Here is a 20,900-nt window from a genome sequence, read left to right on the forward strand (position 1 = left end):
CCGGCTATTCTAACCACCGTTTACCAACTCGGCGTAGCGGTCGCAGTCCTGGGTGTGGTCCATGACCATGCCCGAGGCCTGCATCAAGGCGTAGCAGATGGTTGGGCCGACGAAGGTGAACCCGGCTTTTTTCAGGCCTTTGCTCATTGCCAGCGCCTCGGGGGTGATGGCCGGCACTTCGGTGCGGTCCTTGAAATGGTTGATGATCGGTTGGTTGCCTACGAACGACCAGAGAAATGCCACCGGGTCTTCCAGCGCCAGCCAGGCCTGGGCATTGCGCCGCGCCGCCTTGAGCTTGAGGCGGTTGCGGATAATGCCGGGGTCGAGCATCAGTTCATCGATTTCAGCGTCGCTCATCTGCGCCACCCGCTGCACATCGAAGCCGTAGAGCACTTCCCGGTAACGTTCGCGTTTGCGCAAAACGGTGATCCAGGACAGACCGGCCTGGAACCCTTCGAGCAGAAGCAACTCGAACAAACCCTGCGCATCGCGCAGCGGCGTCCCCCACTCCTGATCGTGATAAGCCATGTACAACGGATCTTCGGAACACCAAAAGCAGCGTGGCATAAGGCTCCAGGGGGCGTGCGCACGAACGAATCGGGTATACTCCCGCTCTTTAAATCGCAGCCCAAGAAACAGGTGAATTTCGTGAGCCAGCCTACGCCAGCCGTGCGTACCTTCCAAGACTTGATCCTCGCCCTCCAGCAATACTGGGCCGAGCAAGGTTGCGTGGTACTTCAGCCCTACGATATGGAAGTAGGCGCCGGCACTTTCCACACTGCCACGTTTCTGCGTGCCATCGGCCCGGAAACCTGGAACGCCGCTTATGTGCAACCAAGCCGCCGCCCGACTGACGGCCGCTACGGCGAAAACCCGAACCGCCTGCAGCATTACTATCAATTTCAGGTCGTGCTGAAGCCGAACCCGGAAAACTTCCAGGAGCTGTACCTGGGCTCCCTCAAACACGTGGGCCTCGACCCGCTGGTGCACGACATTCGTTTCGTCGAAGACAACTGGGAATCACCGACCCTGGGCGCCTGGGGCCTGGGCTGGGAAGTCTGGCTCAACGGCATGGAAGTGACCCAATTCACCTACTTCCAGCAAGCGGGCGGCATCGAATGCTACCCGGTGACTGGTGAGATCACCTACGGCCTGGAACGCCTGGCCATGTACCTGCAAGGCGTGGATTCGGTCTACGACCTGGTATGGGCCGACGGTCCGTTCGGCAAAGTGACGTATGGCGACGTGTTCCATCAGAACGAAGTGGAGCAATCGACCTACAACTTCGAACACGCCAACGTCGACAAGCTGTTCGAGTTGTTCGATTTCTATGAAAGCGAAGCCAAGCGCCTGATCGAACTGGACCAGCCGCTGCCGCTGCCGAGTTATGAAATGGTCTTGAAGGCATCTCATACCTTCAATCTGCTGGATGCACGCCGGGCGATTTCCGTGACCGCGCGCCAGCAATACATCCTGCGTGTGCGCACCCTGGCGCGTTCCGTCGCGCAAGCCTACCTGCTGGCCCGTGCCAAGCTGGGCTTCCCGATGGCGACCCCGGACCTGCGTGATGAAGTGTTGGCTAAGCTGGAGGCTGCACAATGAGTGCTCAAGATTTTCTGGTTGAACTGGGCACCGAAGAACTGCCACCCAAAGCCCTGAACACCCTGGCCGATGCATTCCTGGCCGGCATCGAGAAAGGCCTGCAAGCCGCTGGCCTGAACTTCGAAACCAAGCATGTCTACGCCGCGCCGCGCCGCCTGGCCGTGCTGATCACCGCCCTGGCAACGCAACAGCCGGACCGCAGCATCAACCTCGACGGCCCGCCCGTGCAAGCCGCGTTCGATGCCGACGGCAACCCGACCCAGGCCGCCCTGGGCTTCGCCAAGAAGTGCGGCGTCGATCTGAGCGAAATCGACCAGAGCGGCCCGAAGCTGCGCTATAGCCAGAGCATCAAGGGCAAGCCGACCGCCAGCCTGTTGCCGACCATCGTCGAAGACTCCCTCAATGACTTGCCGATTCCCAAGCGCATGCGCTGGGCTGCGCGCAAGGAAGAGTTCGTGCGTCCGACCCAATGGCTGGTGATGCTGCTCGGTGACCAGGTCATCGATTGCACGATCCTCGCCCAAAAGGCCGGTCGTGATTCTCGCGGTCACCGTTTCCATCATCCGCAGAGCGTGCGTATCACGTCGCCGGCCAATTACCTGGCCGACCTTCGCGCTGCCTATGTATTGGCCGATTCCAACGAGCGCCGCGAGCTGATCAGCAAACGCACCGAAGAACTGGCGACCGCCCAGGAAGGTACGGCTATCGTGCCGGCCAACCTGCTGGACGAAGTGACCGCGCTGGTGGAATGGCCGGTGCCACTGGTGTGCTCGTTCGAGGAACGCTTCCTTGAAGTGCCCCAGGAAGCGCTGATCACCACCATGCAGGACAACCAGAAATATTTCTGCCTGCTGGACGCCGAAGGCAAGTTGCTGCCGCGCTTCATCACGGTGGCCAACATCGAAAGCAAGGACCCGCAGCAGATCATCGCCGGTAACGAAAAAGTCGTACGCCCGCGTCTGACCGATGCCGAGTTCTTCTTCAAGCAAGACAAGAAGCAGCCCCTGGAAAGCTTCAACGAGCGCCTGCGCAACGTGGTGTTCCAGGAAAAACTCGGCAGTGTCTACGACAAGGCCGAGCGCGTATCGAAACTGGCAGCATTCATCGCTCCACGCATCGGCGGCGATGCCCAGCGCGCTGCACGTGCCGGCATCCTGTCCAAGTGCGACCTGTCCACCGAGATGGTCGGTGAGTTCCCGGAGATGCAAGGTATCGCCGGTTACTACTACGCCCTCAACGACGGCGAGCCGCAGGATGTTGCCCTGGCGCTGAACGAACAGTACATGCCGCGTGGCGCCGGCGCTGAATTGCCGACCACCCTGACCGGTGCGGCCGTGGCGATCGCGGACAAGCTCGACACCCTGGTCGGCATCTTCGGTATCGGCATGCTGCCCACCGGCAGCAAGGACCCGTACGCACTGCGTCGCGCAGCGCTGGGCGTGCTGCGCATTCTCATCGACAAGCAGCTGGACCTGGACCTGAACGACGCCGTGGCCTTCGCCGTGAATGCGTTCGGCAGCAAGGTCAAGGCTGCCGGCCTGGCCGACGCGGTGCTGGAATTCATTTTCGACCGCCTGCGTGCGCGTTATGAAGACGAAGGTGTCGACGTCGCGACCTACCTGTCGGTGCGAGCCCTGAAACCGGGCTCTGCCCTGGACTTCGACCAACGCGTACAGGCAGTGCAGGCGTTCCGCAAACTGCCGGAAGCGGCAGCGCTGGCGGCGGTGAACAAGCGCGTGTCGAACCTGCTGAGCAAGGCCGAAGGCAACATTGCGGCCGTCGTTGAAGCCAAGTACTTCGACAACGCCAATGAGTTCTCCCTGTACTCGGCGATCCAGCAGGCGGACCAGGCAGTCCAGCCGATGGCAGCGGCGCGTCAGTACAGCGAAACCCTGGCGCGCCTGGCAGCATTGCGTGAACCGGTGGATGCGTTTTTCGAAGCGGTGATGGTCAATGCCGAAGACGCCAATGTGCGAGCCAACCGCTATGCGCTGCTGGCGCGTCTGCGTGGGTTGTTCCTCGGTGTTGCCGATATTTCGCTGCTGGGGTAAGTCTTGAAACTGCTGATTCTCGATCGGGACGGAGTGATCAATCACGACTCCGACGCCTACATCAAGTCGGTGGAGGAGTGGTTGCCGATTCCCGGTTCCATCGAGGCCGTCGCACAATTGAGCAAGGCCGGCTGGACGGTGGCGGTCGCCACCAACCAGTCGGGCATTGCCCGCGGTTACTACGAACTCGCCGTCCTCGACGCCATGCATGAACGCTTGCGTCAGCTGGTGGCCGGGCAGGGCGGTGACATCGGGCTGATCGTTTATTGCCCACATGGGCCGGACGAAGGCTGCGATTGCCGCAAGCCCAAGCCCGGCATGCTGAAAACCATCGCCGCTCACTATGACGTTGCGCTGTCGGGCGTGTGGTTTGTCGGCGACAGCCTCGGTGACCTGGAGGCGGCGAAGGCCGTCGATTGTCAGCCAGTTTTGGTCAAGACCGGAAAAGGCGAAAAGACCCTGGGCAAGACCCTACCGGTGGGCACCTTGATTTTTGACGACCTGGCGGCGGTTGCCGCTGAACTTATCCACAATTAGAGCTCCCAAGACATCCTGATCAAGGATTGTTCGGGAAGCGCTTGAACAGGCGGGCATTGCCCGCAATGGTAAACGCCGCTATGTCGATATTGCAGGCCATCAGAAGCTTCCTCTTTTACCTGCTGCTGGGCACCAGTTCCTTGTTGTGGTGCACGTTGAGTTTTTTTGTCGCGCCGTTCATGTCGTTCAGGACGCGCTACCGCTTCATCAATGTTTACTGGTGCCGTTGCGCACTCTGGCTGAGCAAGGTGTTTCTGGGCATCCGCTACGAAGTGAAAGGTGCCGAGAATGTGCCTGAGCGCCCTTGTGTCATCCAGTCCAACCACCAGAGCACCTGGGAGACCTTCTTTCTCTCGGCTTATTTCGAACCGTTGAGCCAAGTGCTCAAGCGCGAGCTGCTGTTTGTACCGTTCTTCGGCTGGGCCATGGCGATGCTGCGCCCGATTGCCATCGACCGTGACAACCCGAAGGTTGCCCTCAAGCAGGTAGCGCAAAAAGGCGATGTGCTGCTCAAGGACAACGTTTGGGTACTAATCTTTCCCGAGGGCACCCGCGTACCTTACGGGACCATCGGCAAGTTTTCCCGCAGTGGCTCCGCATTGGCGGTAAACGCCGGCCTGCCAGTACTACCGATTGCACACAATGCGGGCAAATTCTGGCCCAAGGCCGGCTGGGTCAGAACGCCAGGCGTTATCACCGTGGTCATCGGCGCCCCCATGTATGCAGAGGGCAGTGGGCCGCGCGCGATTGCCGAGCTGAACGACCGTGTACAGGCTTGGAATGAACAGACGCAACGGGAATTGGGCTCGCTTCCTCCGGCCCCTGCTGCGCCGGCTGCGACGGACAAGTTGGCTGTATGAGAATTGTGGATAAGCTGTGTACCGTTTTTTCGGATTTCGTCAGTTTTAACGTTTAACTCGCTGTTTTTAATACATATTTCTTAAACACCTAAAACCTTGTACGAGGTGCATAAGTTTTTATAGCGCACTGAAAAAGGTCGCTGCCTGACCAAGGCCGCGATCTTTTTTTATTCCTCCAACAACGGAAAGCGCAGGCTGAACGTAGTGCCTTCGCCTACCACGCTACGGCAATCGATTTGCCCACCATGACGGTCCACGACCGCCTTGACCATCGACAGCCCCAAACCGATGCCATCCACGCCATGGGCCGACGAAAACCGTCGGTACTGGACGAACAGATCCGGCAGTTCCTGCGCGCCGATGCCTTTGCCCTGATCAACGACGTCACACGTCAACCAGCCCTGGGCACAACGGACCTGCAACGCTATACACGTGTCGGGCGCACTGTACTTGATGGCGTTCTCCAACAAGTTGAACAGGGCGCGGGTCAGCAGGGGCTGATCAGCGCTGATCAGCGCTTCCTCATCGTCGAGTTGGTGTTCCAACCGAATACTCCTGGCCTGGGCAACAGGCAATGCCTGGTCGATCACGTCCAGCACCAGCATGGCGAACAGGCTCGGTTGGAACTGGTAGGCCTCGGACTCGGCCTTGGCCAACTGCACAAACCCATCGGTCAGTTCCAGGGCGCGGCGCACCTGGCGCTCGATCTGGTCGAATAGCGGCTTGTCGGCACCGGCCTGATGCCGCTGCACATCGAGCAGAGCCAGGATCGCCGAATGGGGCGCGCGCAGATCGTGGGAGAGAAAACGAAGCATGACGCTGCGCTGCTCTTCGGCTTCCCGTTCAGCGCTCAGATCAGTCAGGCTGAGCAGCCAGCCAATGGGCACATCACCGTCCACCGGCAACAGCGCGGCACGTTCCAGTCGCAAGCTGCGCTCGCGGGTATCGCGAAATTCAACCAGTGGTAACGTGGACAAGCGATGTGCAGGGGAGTGGACCAATGCCGGATAACCCAACCGCGCCAATTCCTCCAGCACATCACTGCCCGCCAAAGCGTGACCGAACAACTCGCGAGCCTTGCGATTACCCAGCAACAGGTTGCCCTGTGGATCACTGATCATCGTTGCTACCGGCAGGTACTCCAGGCCGTCGGCAATAAATCGGCGCGTGTCCCGGGTTCGGCTCATGGCTTGTTCCAAGGCCATAATCTGGCCTTGCAAGCGATCACTGCCGGTGTAGGAGGCTCGACGGCGCTCCGGGAAGACCTTGGGCTCAGCATCCAGGCGCGCCAGCTCCCAACCGAAATAAGCCAGCACCACGCTCAGGCGCCGCCAGTTCCAGATCAGATAACCCAGCAGCATGCCCAACAGGCTGGCCACCGGCGACCACCCCCAACACTGCGCGCCCAGCAGTGCGCTGAGTAGCAGGGCCAGACCCATCCCGCCCAACGTCGCTCCCAATGCGAAGTGCGGACGCAACAGCAACAAACCCATTACACAGCCAACCAGGCACACCGACAACAATGCAGCCGCTGGGCCGTTGCGCGCCGATTGCAGGCTGAACGAGACCAGCGCGGTCAGCGGGAGCAGCACCAGGCTTATCCACAACCCTTCGCGCATCAATTGTCGAAACAATCGCTGCACCTGGGTCGGTTCACGGCTTTCACGGCGACGCGGATGGCTCATAAGTACCTTGGCGGAAGATCGGGATGGTTGTACATGCCGCGCAGCCTCTAGCTCACAGCTGCGGCCATGACTATAACGGACTTGATGATGGCAATGCGGCTGCCTTTCACTTCGCATCGCGAGCCGGTATTGTCGCAGCCAGTGACAGCTCAACGACGACGAACCAGCCACCGGCTGCTTTTGATTGCCAGCTGAGAATGTCCGTTATTCTTGGAACCAAGGAATCGCATTCCATGCGTGTCGCCATACTGGACGATGAACCGGCGGAGTTGCGCCGGGTGGAACAGACACTGCAGCAAATTCCCGGCAGGGGAGAGCCCGCCTGGACACTGCACAGTTTCGAACGGGGTGAAGACCTGCTGCGACAACTGCGCAGGGAAACGTTTGACCTGTTGATCCTGGACTGGCAATTACCTGACATCAGTGGCTTGTCCTTGCTGCGCTGGACACGCGAGCACATGGATTCGCCACCCGCAGCCATCATGCTCACCAGCCGCGACGGCGAGCATGACATCGTCCAAGCGCTCAACGCCGGTGCCGATGACTATGTCAGCAAACCTTTCCGTCCCAACGAGCTCAAGGCCCGGGTCACCGCGGTGCTAAGGCGTCACAACCTGCAACGCACCCCGACCACTGAAGTGCTGGTGTTCAATGACCTCGAATTCGACGATGCCGAATTGACCGTCACCCGCGCCGGTATCCCCATCAGCCTGACTGAAAGGGAGTACCGCCTGGCCCGCTGCCTGTTCGCCAACCTGGGCCGGCCGCTGTCACGGGAATATTTTTATGAGCGCTTCTGGACCCATGAAGAAATGACGTCGTCGCGCCCGCTCGACACCCATATCTATCGCCTGCGCAACAAGCTCGGGCTAACCGCTGATCGCGGCTGGCAGTTGTTGACGATCTACGGTTATGGATATCGGTTGGAGAGTGTAGCGGCAGGCAGTGAGGCTTCGGTAGCCAGTTAGCATAAAAAAGGCCAACGCATGAGCGTTGGCCTTTTTCGTTGGGGCAGGGCAAGCCGGATCAGAAATCCAGGTTGGACACCGCCAACGCGTTGCTCTCGATGAAGTCACGACGGGGCTCGACCGCATCACCCATCAGGGTGTTGAAGATCTGGTCCGCGCCAATGGCGTCTTCGATGGTGACTTTCAGCATGCGGCGCGAGCCCGGATCCATGGTGGTTTCCCACAGCTGATCCGGGTTCATCTCACCCAGCCCTTTGTATCGCTGGATGGTGTGGCGCTTGGTGCTTTCGGCCATCAGCCATTCAAGGGCTTCCTTGAACTCGGTCACGGCTTTCTTGCGCTCACCACGCTGGATGTACGCACCTTCGTCCAACAGCGTGCTCAGTTGCGCGCCGAGGGATACGACGGTCTTGTAGTCGTTGCTGCCGAAGAAGTCGCGGTTGAAGGTGACGTAGTTCGACAGACCGTGGGAGATCAGTTCAACCTCCGGCAGCCAGACGTTACGCTCACGGTCTTCACGCAGGCTGGCTTTGTAGACCAGGCCGGATTTTTCCACGGTACGCAGGCGTACTTCGTACTGGGCCAGCCAATCCTGCATCGCTGCGTGGTCGGACAGCTGCTCGAGGCTGACGGCCGGCAGGTAGATGAAGTGCTCGGTCAGTTCCTGTGGGTACAGGCGCGACAGGCGCTTGAGGGTCTTCATCACCAGGCGGAAGTCATTCACCAGGCGCTCAAGGGCTTCACCGGAAATGCCTGGGGCATCTTCGTTCAGGTGCAGGCTCGCGTCTTCCAGGGCCGACTGCGTCATGTACTCTTCCATGGCGTCGTCGTCTTTGATGTATTGCTCTTGCTTGCCTTTCTTGACCTTGTACAAAGGCGGCTGGGCGATATAGATGTAGCCGCGCTCGATCAGCTCCGGCAACTGACGGAAGAAGAACGTCAGCAGCAAGGTGCGGATGTGCGAACCGTCGACGTCGGCGTCGGTCATGATGATGATGTTGTGATAGCGCAGCTTGTCGATGTTGTACTCTTCGCGGCCGATGCCACAGCCCAGCGCGGTGATCAGCGTACCGACCTCCTGGGAAGAGATCATCTTGTCGAAGCGCGCCTTTTCGACGTTGAGGATCTTGCCTTTGAGCGGCAGGATCGCCTGGGTACGACGGTTGCGGCCCTGCTTGGCGGAACCGCCAGCAGAGTCACCTTCCACCAGGTACAGCTCGGACAGGGCAGGGTCCTTCTCCTGGCAGTCGGCCAGTTTTCCTGGCAGGCCGGCGATGTCCAGCGCGCCTTTGCGGCGAGTCATCTCGCGGGCCTTGCGCGCCGCTTCACGGGCACGGGCGGCGTCGATCATCTTGCCGACCACCAGCTTGGCTTCGTTCGGGTTCTCGAGCAGGAAGTCGGAGAAGTACTTGCCCATCTCCTGTTCGACGGCGGTCTTCACTTCGGAAGACACCAGCTTGTCCTTGGTCTGGGAACTGAACTTCGGATCCGGCACCTTCACCGAGATGATCGCGGTCAGACCTTCGCGGGCGTCGTCACCGGTGGTGGCGACCTTGTGCTTCTTCGCCAGGCCTTCCTGTTCGATGTAGTTGTTCAGGTTACGCGTCAGCGCTGAACGGAAGCCCACCAGGTGAGTACCACCATCGCGCTGCGGAATGTTGTTGGTAAAGCACAACAGGTTCTCGTTGAAGCTGTCGTTCCACTGCAGGGCGATTTCCACGCCGATGCCGTCTTCACGCTGGACGTTGAAGTGGAACACCTGGTTGACCGGGGTCTTGTTGGTGTTCAGGTACTCGACGAATGCCCGCAGGCCGCCTTCGTACTTGAACAGCTCTTCCTTGCCGCTGCGCTCGTCCTTGAGGACGATGCCGACACCGGAGTTCAGGAAGGACAGCTCACGAATCCGCTTGGCCAGGATATCCCAGCTGAAGTGGATGTTCTTGAAGGTTTCGCTGGAGGCCTTGAAGTGAATCTGGGTCCCCGTGGACTCACTGTCGCCAACGATTGCCATCGGCGCTTGAGGCACGCCGTGGACGTAGGTCTGTTCCCAGATCTTGCCGCTGCGGCGAACAGTGAGAACAAGCTTCTCGGACAGCGCGTTCACAACCGACACACCTACACCGTGCAGACCGCCGGATACTTTGTAGGAGTTGTCGTCGAACTTACCGCCGGCGTGCAATACGGTCATGATGACCTCAGCCGCGGAAACGCCTTCTTCTTTGTGTACGTCTACCGGGATGCCACGGCCGTTGTCGCGAACGGTGATGGACTCATCCGGGTGGATAATGATGCTGATGTCGTCGCAATGACCGGCAAGGGCTTCGTCGATGGAGTTGTCGACCACCTCGAACACCATGTGGTGCAGACCGCTGCCATCGTCGGTGTCACCAATGTACATACCGGGACGTTTGCGTACGGCATCCAGGCCTTTAAGCACTTTAATGCTCGTTGAGTCGTACGTGTTTTCTTCGCTCAATGCCTTCACTCCCGATGGTCGTGGGTCTGGGTGATACGGCCCTGTTCCACGTGGAACAGAGCGACTGGCGTTTCCGTCTGCCAGCCTTCCCTCAATAATTCGTGGTCTACACAGGTGATGAACACCTGGCAGCGTAAGTCTTCCAGCAAGCGGCAAAGCGCACGGCGGTGGGTCTCGTCCAGTTCGGACGGCAAGTCATCCACCAGATAAATACACTGACCGCGACGGGCCTGGCTGACCAAATGACCTTGGGCGATACGCAAGGCGCACACCACCAACTTCTGCTGACCGCGGGACAATATGTCCGCTGCATTGTGCGCGCCCAGTCTGAGACGCAAGTCAGCACGTTGTGGTCCGGCCTGGGTATGTCCCATCTGCTGATCACGCTGCAGTGACCCAGCCAGCACGGCGCTCAACTCCCGGTCCTTGTCCCAGCCTCGGTAATAGCTGAGCGTCAGTCCCTCAAGCTCAACCAGTTCGCTCAAGGTCTGTTCGAAGACCGGTTTCAAGGCTTTTATATAAGCGCGGCGGTATTCATCGATTTCGGCGCTGGCTTGGCACAGCTCTCTGTCCCAAACCGCCTGCGAAACGGCGTCAAGTGTACCATGTCGCAGCCAAGAGTTTCGCTGGCGCAGCGCCTTCTGCAAGCGCTGCCACGTGGCCATGAAACGTGGTTCCACGTGGAACACACCCCAGTCGAGAAACTGCCGGCGAATCTTCGGCGCCCCTTCCAACAACCGAAAGCTGTCCGGATTGATCAGCTGCAACGGGAGGATTTCCGCCAGTTGTGCTGCGCTACGGGCGTTTTGCCCGTCGATGCGAATCTGGAACTCGCCCTGCCGGTCCCGTGAAATCCCCAATGCGCTGTGACCACCTTCAGCCAGTTCAACCTGGCCAAACACCGTGCATGCCAGTTGGTCGTACTGAATGACCGGCAATAGGCGGGTGCTGCGAAACGAACGGGCAAGCCCAAGCAGATGCACGGCTTCGAGGACGCTGGTCTTGCCGCTGCCGTTGGCGCCGTAAAGGATATTGATGCGGGGGGAGGGGGAGAAGGTCACCGGGTGCAGATTGCGCACCGCGGTGACCGAGACGCGACTTAAGGACATCTAGCTGATTCTGATTACAGACGCATCGGCATGACAACGTAAGCCGAATCGTCGTTGTCGGATTCCTGCACCAGTGCACTGCTGTTGGAGTCGGACAGGATCAGACGTACCTGCTCGGTGGTCATCACACCCAATACGTCCAGCAGATAGCTGACGTTGAAGCCGATTTCCAGGGAGCTACCGTTGTACTCCACGCCTACTTCTTCTTCCGCTTCTTCCTGCTCCGGGTTGTTCGCCTGGATCTTCAGCTGACCGTTGGCCAGTTGCAGACGAATGCCGCGATACTTCTCGTTGGACAGGATCGCGGTGCGGCTGAAGGCTTCGCGCAGCGCCTGACGATCGCCAAGTACCAGCTTGTCGCCACCTTTGGGCAGGACGCGCTCGTAGTCAGGGAATTTGCCGTCCACCAGTTTCGAAGTGAAGGTGAACTCGCCGGTGGTCGCGCGAATGTGATGCTGGCCCAGGACGATGCTGACGTTGCCATCCGGCTCGGTCAGCAGGCGCGCCAGTTCCAGGATGCCTTTGCGCGGCACGATGACCTGGTGACGATCCGGCTGGCCGATATCGGCTTGCATGGAGCACATCGCCAGGCGGTGACCATCAGTGGCCACGGCGCGGATGATGCCGGCCGAGACCTCCAGCAGCATGCCGTTGAGGTAATAACGCACGTCCTGCTGGGCCATGGCGAAACTGGTCCGCTCGATCAGGCGACGCAGCTTGCTTTGTTCCAGGCTGCAGGTCAGCGAGCCCGGGCCTTCTTCCACCGTCGGGAAATCGTTGGCTGGCAGGGTCGACAAGGTGAAGCGGCTACGACCGGCCTTGACCACGAGCTTCTGCTCATCGACCTTGATGTCGATCAGCGCGTCGTTTGGCAGGCTCTTGCAGATGTCCATCAGCTTGCGCGCCGGCACGGTGATGGAACCCGGATCGGCCGGCTCTTCAAGTTGGACACGACCGACCAGCTCGACTTCCAGGTCGGTACCGGTCAGCGACAATTGCTGGCCTTCGACAACCAGCAGCACGTTGGAAAGTACCGGCAAGGTCTGGCGGCGTTCGACGACGCCCGCGACCAGTTGCAGGGGTTTCAACAGGGCTTCGCGTTGAATGGTGAAATGCATGGTCTAGTCCCTTGCCTTAATAAGCTGCGCTGGTGGTCATCAAGTGGTCAGTGTACGCAGCAGGTTCTTGTAGTCCTCGCGGATGTCCGCGTCGGATTCCTTAAGTTCGTTGATCTTGCGGCAGGCGTGCAACACGGTGGTATGGTCGCGTCCGCCAAACACATCGCCGATTTCCGGCAGGCTGTGGTTGGTCAGCTCCTTGGACAAGGCCATGGCCACCTGGCGCGGTCGTGCCACCGAACGCGAACGGCGTTTGGAAAGCAGATCGGAAATCTTGATTTTGTAGTATTCAGCAACGGTGCGCTGAATGTTATCCACAGAGACAAGCTTGTCCTGCAGCGCCAGCAAGTCCTTCAAGGATTCGCGGATCAGCTCGATGGTGATATCGCGACCCATGAAGTGAGAGTGGGCAATCACCCGCTTCAGTGCACCTTCCAGCTCACGCACGTTCGAGCGAATACGCTGGGCAATGAAGAACGCTGCATCGTGAGGCAGCTCGACCTTGGCCTGGTCGGCCTTCTTCATCAGGATCGCGACGCGGGTTTCCAGTTCCGGCGGCTCTACGGCCACCGTCAGGCCCCAACCGAAACGTGACTTGAGGCGTTCTTCGAGGCCTTCGATCTCTTTCGGGTAGCGGTCGCTGGTAAGAATGACCTGCTGCCCACCTTCAAGCAATGCGTTGAAGGTGTGGAAAAACTCTTCCTGAGACCGTTCCTTGCGAGCGAAAAATTGGATGTCGTCGATCAGCAAGGCGTCCACCGAACGGTAGAAACGCTTGAACTCGTTGATGGCGTTCAGTTGCAACGCCTTGACCATGTCAGCCACGAAACGCTCGGAATGCAGGTAGACGACCTTGGCATTCGGATTCTTCTTTAATAGATGGTTGCCCACCGCGTGCATCAGGTGGGTCTTACCCAGGCCGACGCCGCCATAAAGGAAGAGCGGGTTGTAGCCGTGCTTGGGATTGTCCGCCACCTGCCAAGCTGCAGCCCGGGCCAGTTGGTTGGACTTGCCTTCGACGAAGTTCTCGAAGGTAAAGGTCCGGTTCAGGTAGCTGGTGTGCTTGAGCGCACCTTCGACCTGGACCGTCCGTTGTTCAGCGCGCACCGGTGCCTGCTGGGAGCTCGCACCGGCCATTGGGTCGAAGCTGTCCCGGGAGGGCTCCTCGCTGACTTCGGCGACCTTCTGAGCGTTGCGTTTGCCCGGGGCAGGCGCGGGCGTCGGTGCGGCATGGTTGTTGGTCGGTGGCGTAGTGGCCTGTTGCGCCTGTGACGCAGCAGCGGCCAGCGGCGCATTGGGTGCCGCGCGCGGTGCCGAGCTGCGCTTGCTGCCTATTAACAGGGACAGCGCAGGCGCCATGCCATTGCCATGCTCATCGAGCAGTTCCATGACCCGGCCAAGGTACTTTTCGTTGACCCAGTCGAGAACGAAACGGTTCGGCGCATAGACGCGCAACTCGTCGCCTTCGGCTTCGACCTGTAGTGGACGGATCCAAGTGTTGAATTGTTGGGCAGGCAACTCATCGCGCAAAAGCTCAACGCACTGCTGCCAAAGTTCCACTGACACGGATATCCCCTGAGTTGAAAGCCGGTGAGGCAAAAACAAGCGGCCATTGTAGCGATCAGCCGCTCACTTATCCACATGCAGGTTGCGCATCGCCCATGATTTATCAATGCCTTAACGGAACGAAAGACGACGGACGGTCAGTGGATAAGCCATGTGGATAACCAACCCTGAGCTCGTTGTACAACTGGGGGGCAAACTCAGTGGATAACCTGTCTGTGGATAACTACCCGTTCCACCCACAGCTTATCCGACAGCGCAGCACAGGGTTGTCACCGCTTTCCAGTGTAGTTGTCATTCTCTGTACACAGCGGTTTGTAAGGCCTTGATACGGTTATCCACAGGCAGGTGGCTTGCTAGCTTTTATAAGCTTTACAGAAAAGCTTTAAATAATTCCCTTCTTTATTTCTATATCTAGCGGTCTGCGTCGAATCAGCAAAGGAGGGCTGGATATCTATTTAAAGGAAACGCTGGTTGGAAATTGACCTAGAGGCTTGCTTTCTCTAGAATCCCCGGTCTCTTAAAACGGGGGCCATTCCGGCCCGTTGTGGACGAACCAGGTAACACGACATGAAACGTACTTTCCAACCAAGCACTATCAAACGCGCTCGTACCCACGGTTTCCGTGCTCGCATGGCTACCAAGAACGGTCGTGCCGTCCTGTCGCGTCGTCGCGCCAAAGGTCGTGCGCGTCTGGCAGTTTGATAATCCGGCACTGGAGGTGAGTCAGGACTTCAGTCGGGAAAAGCGTCTGCTTACACCCCGGCATTTCAAGGCAGTCTTTGACTCCCCTACCGGCAAGGTTCCGGGGAAAAATCTCCTGCTCCTTGCGCGCAGCAACGATCTCGATCACCCCCGCCTTGGGCTGGTTATCGGGAAAAAGAGCGTCAAGCTCTCTGTTCAGCGCAATCGCCTCAAACGTCTGATGCGCGAATCGTTTCGCCTGAACCAGGATTCACTGGTCGGCTGGGACATTGTTATCGTCGCGCGCAAAGGTTTGGGTGACGTAGAAAACCCCGAATTGATTCAGCATTTCGGCAAGCTCTGGAAACGCCTGGCTCGTAACAAGCCAGCACCGGTAGCCAACACCGAGACTGTAGGGGTAGACAGCACCGATGCGTAAACTGGCACTCGTTCCGATCCAGTTTTATCGCTATGCCATTAGTCCCCTGATGGCCAGCCACTGTCGTTTCTACCCCAGTTGTTCCTGCTACGCGTATGAAGCCATAGAAAATCATGGTCTTCTGCGCGGTGGCTGGCTGACCTTTCGTCGTTTAGGTCGCTGTCATCCGTGGAATCCCGGCGGTTATGACCCGGTTCCGCCTATCCCTACCTCCCGTTCTTCTTCGATGGCCGAGTAATCATGGATATCAAACGCACGATCCTGATCGTCGCCCTGGCAATCGTGTCCTATGTCATGGTCCTTAAATGGAACCAGGACTATGGCCAGGCTGCCCTGCCGACTCAGAATGTTGCAGCCAGCAATACCGCACCGAGTCTGCCGGATACAACAACTGGCAATAACACCGCCAGCAATGACGATGTCCCGCGCGCGGCAAGCGACACCAGCGCCCCAGCCGAAGCCCCTGTGGCGGCCAGCAAGGACCTGATTCAGATCAAGACGGATGTGCTCGAGCTGGCAATCGATCCACAAGGTGGTGATGTCGCTCAATTGAAGCTGCCGCTGTATCCGCGTCGCCAGGATCACCCGGAAATCCCGTTCCAGTTGTTCGACAACGGTAACGAGCGGACCTATCTGGCTCAAAGTGGCCTGATTGGTGCCAATGGCCCGGATGCCAATCCGGCCGGTCGTCCGGTTTATTCCGCCGAGAAGAAGGTCTATCAGCTGGCTGACGGCCAGGACCAACTGGTCGTCGACCTGAAGTTCAGCAAGGACGGCGTCAATTACATCAAGCGTTTCACCCTGAAACGCGGCCTGTATGACGTGACTGTTTCCTATCTGGTAGACAACCAGAGCGCTCAGCCCTGGTCGGGTGCGATGTTCGCGCAGTTGAAGCGCGACGCCAGTGATGATCCTTCGTCCAGCACCGCCACCGGTACCGCGACTTACCTGGGCGCTGCCCTGTGGACAAGTTCGGAGCCGTACAAAAAAGTGTCCATGAAGGACATGGACAAGGCTCAGCTGAAAGAAACCGTTCAGGGTGGCTGGGTTGCCTGGTTGCAACACTACTTCGTAACGGCATGGATTCCGCAGAAGGGCGAAAACAATGTCGTCCAGACGCGCAAGGACAGTAAAGGCAACTACATCGTCGGCTATACCGGCCCTGCATTGACTGCAGCGCCAGGTGCAAAAGTCGAGACCAGCGCCATTCTGTATGCCGGTCCGAAAAGCCAAGCCGTGCTGAAGCAGTTGTCCCCTGGCCTGGAATTGACCGTCGACTACGGTTTCCTGTGGTTCATTGCCCAGCCAATCTTCTGGTTGCTGCAACATATCCACAGCATCGTCGGCAACTGGGGCTGGTCGATCATCTTCCTCACCATGCTGATCAAGGGTATTTTCTTCCCATTGTCGGCGGCCAGCTACAAATCCATGGCGCGCATGCGTGCAGTGGCACCGAAACTGGCTGCCCTGAAAGAACAGCATGGCGATGACCGGCAGAAAATGTCCCAGGCCATGATGGAGCTGTACAAGAAAGAGAAGATCAACCCGCTGGGTGGTTGCTTGCCGATTCTTGTACAGATGCCGGTGTTCCTCGCGCTTTACTGGGTTCTGCTGGAAAGCGTGGAGATGCGCCAGGCACCGTTCATGCTGTGGATCACCGACCTGTCGATCAAGGATCCGTTCTTCATCCTGCCGATCATCATGGGCGCCACCATGTTCATCCAGCAGCAGCTGAACCCGACACCTCCGGACCCGATGCAGGCGAAGGTCATGAAAATGATGCCGATCATCTTCACCTTCTTCTTCCTGTGGTTCCCGGCCGGTCTTGTGCTGTACTGGGTTGTGAACAACGTGTTGTCCATCACTCAGCAGTGGTACATCACGCGTAAGATCGAAGCGGCCACGAAAAAAGCCGAGGCGTAACTTGCCCTGTGGATAACCACACAAAACGCCCCCTAGTGGGGCGTTTTGCTATCTGCCATTTTTGTCTGGATACCGGTTTATGAGCGCACCGCGTGAAACCATCGCCGCCGTCGCCACCGCCCAAGGTCGCGGCGGGGTCGGCATCGTCCGTATTTCGGGGCCTTTGGCTGGCGTTGCGGCCAAGGCTATCAGCGGCCGCGACCTGAAACCGCGCTTCGCTCACTACGGACCTTTTCTAGACGCTGACAAACATGTCCTCGATGAAGGCCTGGCCTTGTATTTCCCTGAGCCGAACTCATTCACCGGCGAGGATGTGCTGGAGCTGCAGGGGCATGGCGGCCCCATCGTCCTGGACATGCTGCTCCAGCGTTGCCTCGAGTTGGGTTGCCGCCTGGCCCGGCCGGGTGAGTTCAGCGAGCGGGCCTTTCTTAATGACAAACTCGACCTGGCCCAGGCCGAGGCGATCGCCGATCTGATCGAAGCCAGTTCTGCGCAGGCTGCACGCAATGCGTTACGGTCATTACAGGGCGCGTTTTCACAGCGTGTGCATAACCTTACCGAGCAACTGATCGGTCTGCGGATCTACGTAGAGGCGGCCATCGATTTCCCCGAGGAGGAAATCGATTTTCTCGCCGACGGCCACGTGTTGAGCATGCTCGACAAGGTGCGCGATGAATTATCCACAGTCTTGAGAGAGGCTGGGCAGGGGGCTTTGTTGCGCGACGGTATGACTGTGGTCATTGCCGGCCGCCCCAACGCTGGTAAGTCCAGCCTCTTGAACGCCCTGGCCGGGCGCGAGGCTGCCATCGTCACCGAGATTGCCGGCACCACCCGGGACATCCTGCGTGAACATATCCACATCGACGGCATGCCGCTGCACGTCGTGGACACCGCTGGCTTGCGCGATACCAATGACCAGGTCGAGAAAATCGGCGTGGAGCGGGCCCTCAAGGCTATTGGCGAGGCTGATCGCATATTGTTGGTGGTGGATGCCACTGCGCCGGAAGCAGGCGATCCTTTCGCTCTGTGGCCTGAATTCCTGGAGGTTCGTCCGGATCCGGCAAAAGTCACCTTGATTCGCAACAAGGCAGACCTGACGGGCGAAGCGATAGCCCTCGAAGTGAGCGACGATGGCCACGTCACTATCAGCCTGAGCGCGAAGGCGGCCGGTGAAGGCCTGGAATTACTGCGCGATCATCTCAAGGCCTGCATGGGCTACGAGCAGACATCGGAAAGCAGCTTCAGCGCTCGCCGCCGGCATCTTGAAGCGTTGCGTCACGCCAGCGCTGCCCTGGAGCACGGTCGTGCGCAGCTGACCCTGGCAGGCGCCGGTGAGTTGCTGGCCGAAGACCTGCGCCAAGCGCAGCATTCCCTGGGTGAAATCACCGGAGCCTTCAGTTCCGATGACTTGCTGGGGCGGATCTTCTCCAGCTTCTGCATCGGCAAATAACGCCAATCCCGTCCAACCGGGCTGCTGCTGACAGCCAATCAAGCCCGGTTCCCCCTCTTCCTTCTCAATACGATTGCCCCTGCGGCGGCTTGGCCGTGAGCGATCGCCTGTGGATTAAGCCCTGTGAATAACTGCCACTGAGGTCGGTTGATAAGCAGCCCTGAAAACTGGATATAACCGCCCCTGTGGATAACCGACCCATTCATCCACAGGCTTACACCGGTTATCCAACGGCGTCATGGCCAGATGAGCACAGGGTTTTGATTCTCTGTACAGCTTTAATATAAAGGCTTACAGGACCTTATCCACAGAACTGTTGCTCAGTAAGAATAAACATAAAAACAAAGATTCTATAAATTTCTTTCTTTTTTATTTTTTTAACCGCGAGTTCTCCACAGCTGGTTAAATTTTGTGCAAAGGGTTCTTTAGAAAGGACGAAGTCCCTATACTTGCCGACCTGGCTCGAAAAACGCCCAGGGCCAGACTCAAAACCTATTTCCGAATTACCTGAATTAAGCAGGCACGAGGTGCGTGGTGGATTTCCCTTCCCGTTTTGAAGTGATCGTCATCGGCGGCGGTCATGCCGGTACCGAGGCAGCACTTGCATCAGCACGCATGGGGGCAAAAACCCTGTTGCTGACGCATAACGTGGAGACCCTCGGCGCCATGAGCTGCAACCCGGCCATTGGTGGCATCGGCAAAAGCCACCTGGTCAAGGAAATCGATGCCCTCGGCGGCGCGATGGCCATGGCCACTGACAAAGGTGGTATCCAGTTTCGCGTGTTGAACAGCCGCAAAGGTCCAGCGGTGCGTGCCACTCGCGCCCAGGCAGACCGAATCCTGTACAAGGCTGCTGTCCGCGAAATTCTGGAAAACCAGCCGAACCTGTGGATATTTCAGCAAGCAGCTGACGATCTGATTGTCGAGCAGGACCAGGTACGCGGTGTCATCACGCAAATGGGCCTGCGGTTCTTCGCCGATTCCGTGGTACTGACCACCGGTACCTTCCTCGGCGGACTTATCCACATCGGTTTGCAGAACTTTTCCGGCGGTCGCGCTGGTGACCCGCCCTCAATCGCCCTGGCTCAACGCCTGCGTGAATTGCCGCTGCGCGTTGGTCGGCTGAAAACCGGTACGCCACCGCGTATCGACGGCAAGTCCGTGGACTTCTCGGTCATGACCGAGCAGCCTGGCGATACGCCGATCCCGGTGATGTCGTTCATGGGCAACAAGGAACAGCATCCACGGCAAGTCAGTTGCTGGATCACCCACACCAATGCCCGCACCCACGAAATCATTGCAGCGAACCTCGATCGTTCGCCGATGTATTCCGCTGCCGGTGAAATCGAAGGTGTCGGCCCGCGCTATTGCCCGTCGATCGAAGACAAGATCCATCGCTTTGCCGACAAGGAAAGCCATCAGGTCTTCATCGAGCCCGAAGGCCTGACGACCCATGAGCTGTATCCGAACGGGATCTCCACCTCGCTGCCGTTCGATGTGCAGTTGCAGATCGTCCAATCGATCCGTGGCATGGAGAACGCTCACATCGTGCGTCCGGGTTATGCGATCGAGTACGACTACTTCGATCCGCGCGATCTGAAGTACAGCCTGGAAACCAAGGTTATCGGCGGTCTGTTCTTCGCCGGGCAGATCAACGGCACCACCGGTTACGAAGAGGCGGGTGCCCAAGGATTGTTGGCCGGAGCCAACGCGGCATTGCGCGCCCAGGGCAAAGACAGCTGGTGCCCGCGTCGCGATGAGGCGTATATCGGTGTGCTGGTGGACGACCTGATTACGCTGGGTACCCAGGAACCGTATCGGATGTTCACGTCCCGCGCCGAATATCGCCTGATCCTGCGTGAGGACAACGCCGACCTGCGCCTGACCGAGAAAGGTCGCGAGCTGGGGCTGGTGGATGACGTGCGTTGGGCTGCGTTCTGCAAGAAACGCGAGAGTATCGAGCTGGAAGAGCAGCGCCTGAAGAGCACCTGGGTTCGTCCCGGTACGGAGCAGGGCGATGCCATCGCGGCGAAATTCGGCACTCCGCTGACGCACGAATACAATCTGCTCAACCTGTTGAGCCGGCCGGAAATCGATTACGTCGGGCTGGTGGAGGTCACTGGCCAGGGCGCGGAAGATCCGCAGGTAGCCGAACAGGTCGAGATCAAGACCAAATACGCCGGTTACATCGATCGTCAACAGGACGAAATTGCCCGTCTGCGCGCCAGTGAAGACACCAGGCTGCCTGTGGATATCGACTACACGAACATTTCGGGTCTCTCGAAAGAAATCCAGAGCAAGCTCGGTGCAACGCGTCCCGAGACCCTCGGCCAGGCGTCGCGCATCCCCGGCGTGACCCCGGCGGCGATTTCGCTGTTGATGATTCATTTGAAAAAACGCGGCGCGGGCCGCCAGTTGGAGCAAAGCGCTTGAGT

17 protein-coding genes are annotated in these 20,900 nt (G+C 58.8%); 11 read left to right on the forward strand and 6 right to left on the reverse strand.

What is annotated here, in order from left to right:
• Nucleotides 1-9 precede the first annotated feature (9 nt).
• Complete coding sequence (locus J3P86_RS26715; RefSeq protein WP_305497757.1) at nucleotides 10-567, reverse strand: DNA-3-methyladenine glycosylase I; 558 nt, start codon at nucleotides 565-567, stop codon at nucleotides 10-12.
• 81 nt (nucleotides 568-648) lie between these two features.
• On the opposite strand from J3P86_RS26715, the gene glyQ reads away from it, so the two are divergent.
• The 4 genes from glyQ (at nucleotide 649) to J3P86_RS26735 (ending at nucleotide 5,050) form a co-directional block, all read left to right on the forward strand.
• Nucleotides 649-1,602: a glycine--tRNA ligase subunit alpha gene (gene glyQ, locus J3P86_RS26720; RefSeq protein ID WP_022641565.1), complete on the forward strand. Its 954-nt coding sequence runs from the start codon at nucleotides 649-651 to the stop codon at nucleotides 1,600-1,602.
• Complete coding sequence (gene glyS, locus J3P86_RS26725) at nucleotides 1,599-3,653, forward strand: glycine--tRNA ligase subunit beta (protein ID WP_434626906.1); 2,055 nt, start codon at nucleotides 1,599-1,601, stop codon at nucleotides 3,651-3,653. Before glyQ ends, glyS begins: the two co-directional genes overlap by 4 nt.
• 3 nt (nucleotides 3,654-3,656) lie before the next feature.
• Nucleotides 3,657-4,190, forward strand: a complete 534-nt coding sequence (gmhB, locus tag J3P86_RS26730) for a D-glycero-beta-D-manno-heptose 1,7-bisphosphate 7-phosphatase (protein WP_434699173.1) — start codon at nucleotides 3,657-3,659, stop codon at nucleotides 4,188-4,190.
• A gap of 80 nt (nucleotides 4,191-4,270) precedes the next feature.
• Nucleotides 4,271-5,050 carry a lysophospholipid acyltransferase family protein gene (locus tag J3P86_RS26735; RefSeq protein ID WP_305497755.1) on the forward strand — a complete coding sequence of 260 codons (780 nt, stop codon included), beginning with the start codon at nucleotides 4,271-4,273 and terminating at the stop codon, nucleotides 5,048-5,050.
• 167 nt (nucleotides 5,051-5,217) lie between these two features.
• On the opposite strand, the gene J3P86_RS26740 is transcribed toward J3P86_RS26735, so the two are convergent.
• Entirely contained in the window at nucleotides 5,218-6,735 is a 1,518-nt protein-coding gene (locus tag J3P86_RS26740; RefSeq protein ID WP_434699174.1) for an ATP-binding protein, read from the reverse strand.
• Between the two features lie 233 nt (nucleotides 6,736-6,968).
• Between J3P86_RS26740 and J3P86_RS26745 the strand changes: the two genes are divergently transcribed.
• Nucleotides 6,969-7,703 carry a response regulator transcription factor gene (locus J3P86_RS26745; RefSeq protein WP_434626899.1) on the forward strand — a complete coding sequence of 245 codons (735 nt, stop codon included), beginning with the start codon at nucleotides 6,969-6,971 and terminating at the stop codon, nucleotides 7,701-7,703.
• Between the two features lie 58 nt (nucleotides 7,704-7,761).
• On the opposite strand, the gene gyrB is transcribed toward J3P86_RS26745, so the two are convergent.
• The 4 genes from gyrB to dnaA are packed head-to-tail and all read right to left on the reverse strand — an operon-like array spanning nucleotide 7,762 to nucleotide 13,972.
• Nucleotides 7,762-10,179 carry a DNA topoisomerase (ATP-hydrolyzing) subunit B gene (gene gyrB, locus J3P86_RS26750; RefSeq protein WP_305497752.1) on the reverse strand — a complete coding sequence of 806 codons (2,418 nt, stop codon included), beginning with the start codon at nucleotides 10,177-10,179 and terminating at the stop codon, nucleotides 7,762-7,764.
• A 5-nt stretch (nucleotides 10,180-10,184) separates the two neighbouring features.
• Nucleotides 10,185-11,288, reverse strand: coding sequence for a DNA replication/repair protein RecF (gene recF, locus J3P86_RS26755; RefSeq protein WP_305497751.1), 1,104 nt, complete (start codon nucleotides 11,286-11,288; stop codon nucleotides 10,185-10,187).
• 14 nt (nucleotides 11,289-11,302) lie between these two features.
• On the reverse strand, nucleotides 11,303-12,406 hold the full coding sequence (gene dnaN / locus J3P86_RS26760; protein WP_434626896.1) for a DNA polymerase III subunit beta: 1,104 nt from the start codon (nucleotides 12,404-12,406) through the stop codon (nucleotides 11,303-11,305).
• A 39-nt stretch (nucleotides 12,407-12,445) separates the two neighbouring features.
• Nucleotides 12,446-13,972, reverse strand: coding sequence for a chromosomal replication initiator protein DnaA (gene dnaA, locus J3P86_RS26765; RefSeq protein ID WP_434626894.1), 1,527 nt, complete (start codon nucleotides 13,970-13,972; stop codon nucleotides 12,446-12,448).
• Between the two features lie 567 nt (nucleotides 13,973-14,539).
• Here dnaA and rpmH point away from each other — a divergent pair.
• The 6 genes from rpmH (at nucleotide 14,540) to mnmG (ending at nucleotide 20,898) form a co-directional block, all read left to right on the forward strand.
• The gene (gene rpmH / locus J3P86_RS26770; protein WP_003213577.1) at nucleotides 14,540-14,674 is read left to right on the forward strand and encodes a 50S ribosomal protein L34; all 135 of its coding nucleotides are present in this window, start codon (nucleotides 14,540-14,542) and stop codon (nucleotides 14,672-14,674) included.
• A 16-nt stretch (nucleotides 14,675-14,690) separates the two neighbouring features.
• Nucleotides 14,691-15,092, forward strand: coding sequence for a ribonuclease P protein component (gene rnpA / locus J3P86_RS26775; protein WP_305501422.1), 402 nt, complete (start codon nucleotides 14,691-14,693; stop codon nucleotides 15,090-15,092).
• A complete protein-coding gene (gene yidD, locus J3P86_RS26780; protein ID WP_010465488.1) occupies nucleotides 15,085-15,330 on the forward strand; it encodes a membrane protein insertion efficiency factor YidD in 246 nt (81 codons plus the stop codon). The genes rnpA and yidD overlap by 8 nt, the downstream gene beginning before the upstream one ends.
• A gap of 2 nt (nucleotides 15,331-15,332) precedes the next feature.
• Nucleotides 15,333-17,015, forward strand: coding sequence for a membrane protein insertase YidC (yidC, locus tag J3P86_RS26785; RefSeq protein WP_434602341.1), 1,683 nt, complete (start codon nucleotides 15,333-15,335; stop codon nucleotides 17,013-17,015).
• 79 nt (nucleotides 17,016-17,094) lie between these two features.
• On the forward strand, nucleotides 17,095-18,465 hold the full coding sequence (mnmE, locus tag J3P86_RS26790; protein ID WP_434626891.1) for a tRNA uridine-5-carboxymethylaminomethyl(34) synthesis GTPase MnmE: 1,371 nt from the start codon (nucleotides 17,095-17,097) through the stop codon (nucleotides 18,463-18,465).
• A gap of 534 nt (nucleotides 18,466-18,999) precedes the next feature.
• Nucleotides 19,000-20,898 (forward strand): tRNA uridine-5-carboxymethylaminomethyl(34) synthesis enzyme MnmG, encoded by a 1,899-nt coding sequence (gene mnmG / locus J3P86_RS26795; protein ID WP_434626889.1) that lies wholly within the window; start codon nucleotides 19,000-19,002, stop codon nucleotides 20,896-20,898.
• Nucleotides 20,899-20,900: the final 2 nt, after the last annotated feature.

This window comes from Pseudomonas sp. D1-1 (assembly GCF_051132225.1).
In the GTDB taxonomy this organism is placed as follows: domain Bacteria; phylum Pseudomonadota; class Gammaproteobacteria; order Pseudomonadales; family Pseudomonadaceae; genus Aquipseudomonas.

Bases quoted from the DNA above. Each gene is read 5' to 3' on its own strand.
- J3P86_RS26715 (WP_305497757.1), bottom strand. From the start codon at position 567: ATGCCACGCTGCTTTTGGTGTTCCGAAGATCCGTTGTACATGGCTTAT.
- glyS (WP_434626906.1), top strand. From the start codon at position 1,599: ATGAGTGCTCAAGATTTTCTGGTTGAACTGGGCACCGAAGAACTGCCA.
- J3P86_RS26735 (WP_305497755.1), top strand. From the start codon at position 4,271: ATGTCGATATTGCAGGCCATCAGAAGCTTCCTCTTTTACCTGCTGCTG.
- J3P86_RS26740 (WP_434699174.1), bottom strand. From the start codon at position 6,735: ATGAGCCATCCGCGTCGCCGTGAAAGCCGTGAACCGACCCAGGTGCAG.
- J3P86_RS26745 (WP_434626899.1), top strand. From the start codon at position 6,969: ATGCGTGTCGCCATACTGGACGATGAACCGGCGGAGTTGCGCCGGGTG.
- recF (WP_305497751.1), bottom strand. From the start codon at position 11,288: ATGTCCTTAAGTCGCGTCTCGGTCACCGCGGTGCGCAATCTGCACCCG.
- dnaN (WP_434626896.1), bottom strand. From the start codon at position 12,406: ATGCATTTCACCATTCAACGCGAAGCCCTGTTGAAACCCCTGCAACTG.
- rpmH (WP_003213577.1), top strand. From the start codon at position 14,540: ATGAAACGTACTTTCCAACCAAGCACTATCAAACGCGCTCGTACCCAC.
- yidD (WP_010465488.1), top strand. From the start codon at position 15,085: ATGCGTAAACTGGCACTCGTTCCGATCCAGTTTTATCGCTATGCCATT.
- yidC (WP_434602341.1), top strand. From the start codon at position 15,333: ATGGATATCAAACGCACGATCCTGATCGTCGCCCTGGCAATCGTGTCC.
- mnmE (WP_434626891.1), top strand. From the start codon at position 17,095: ATGAGCGCACCGCGTGAAACCATCGCCGCCGTCGCCACCGCCCAAGGT.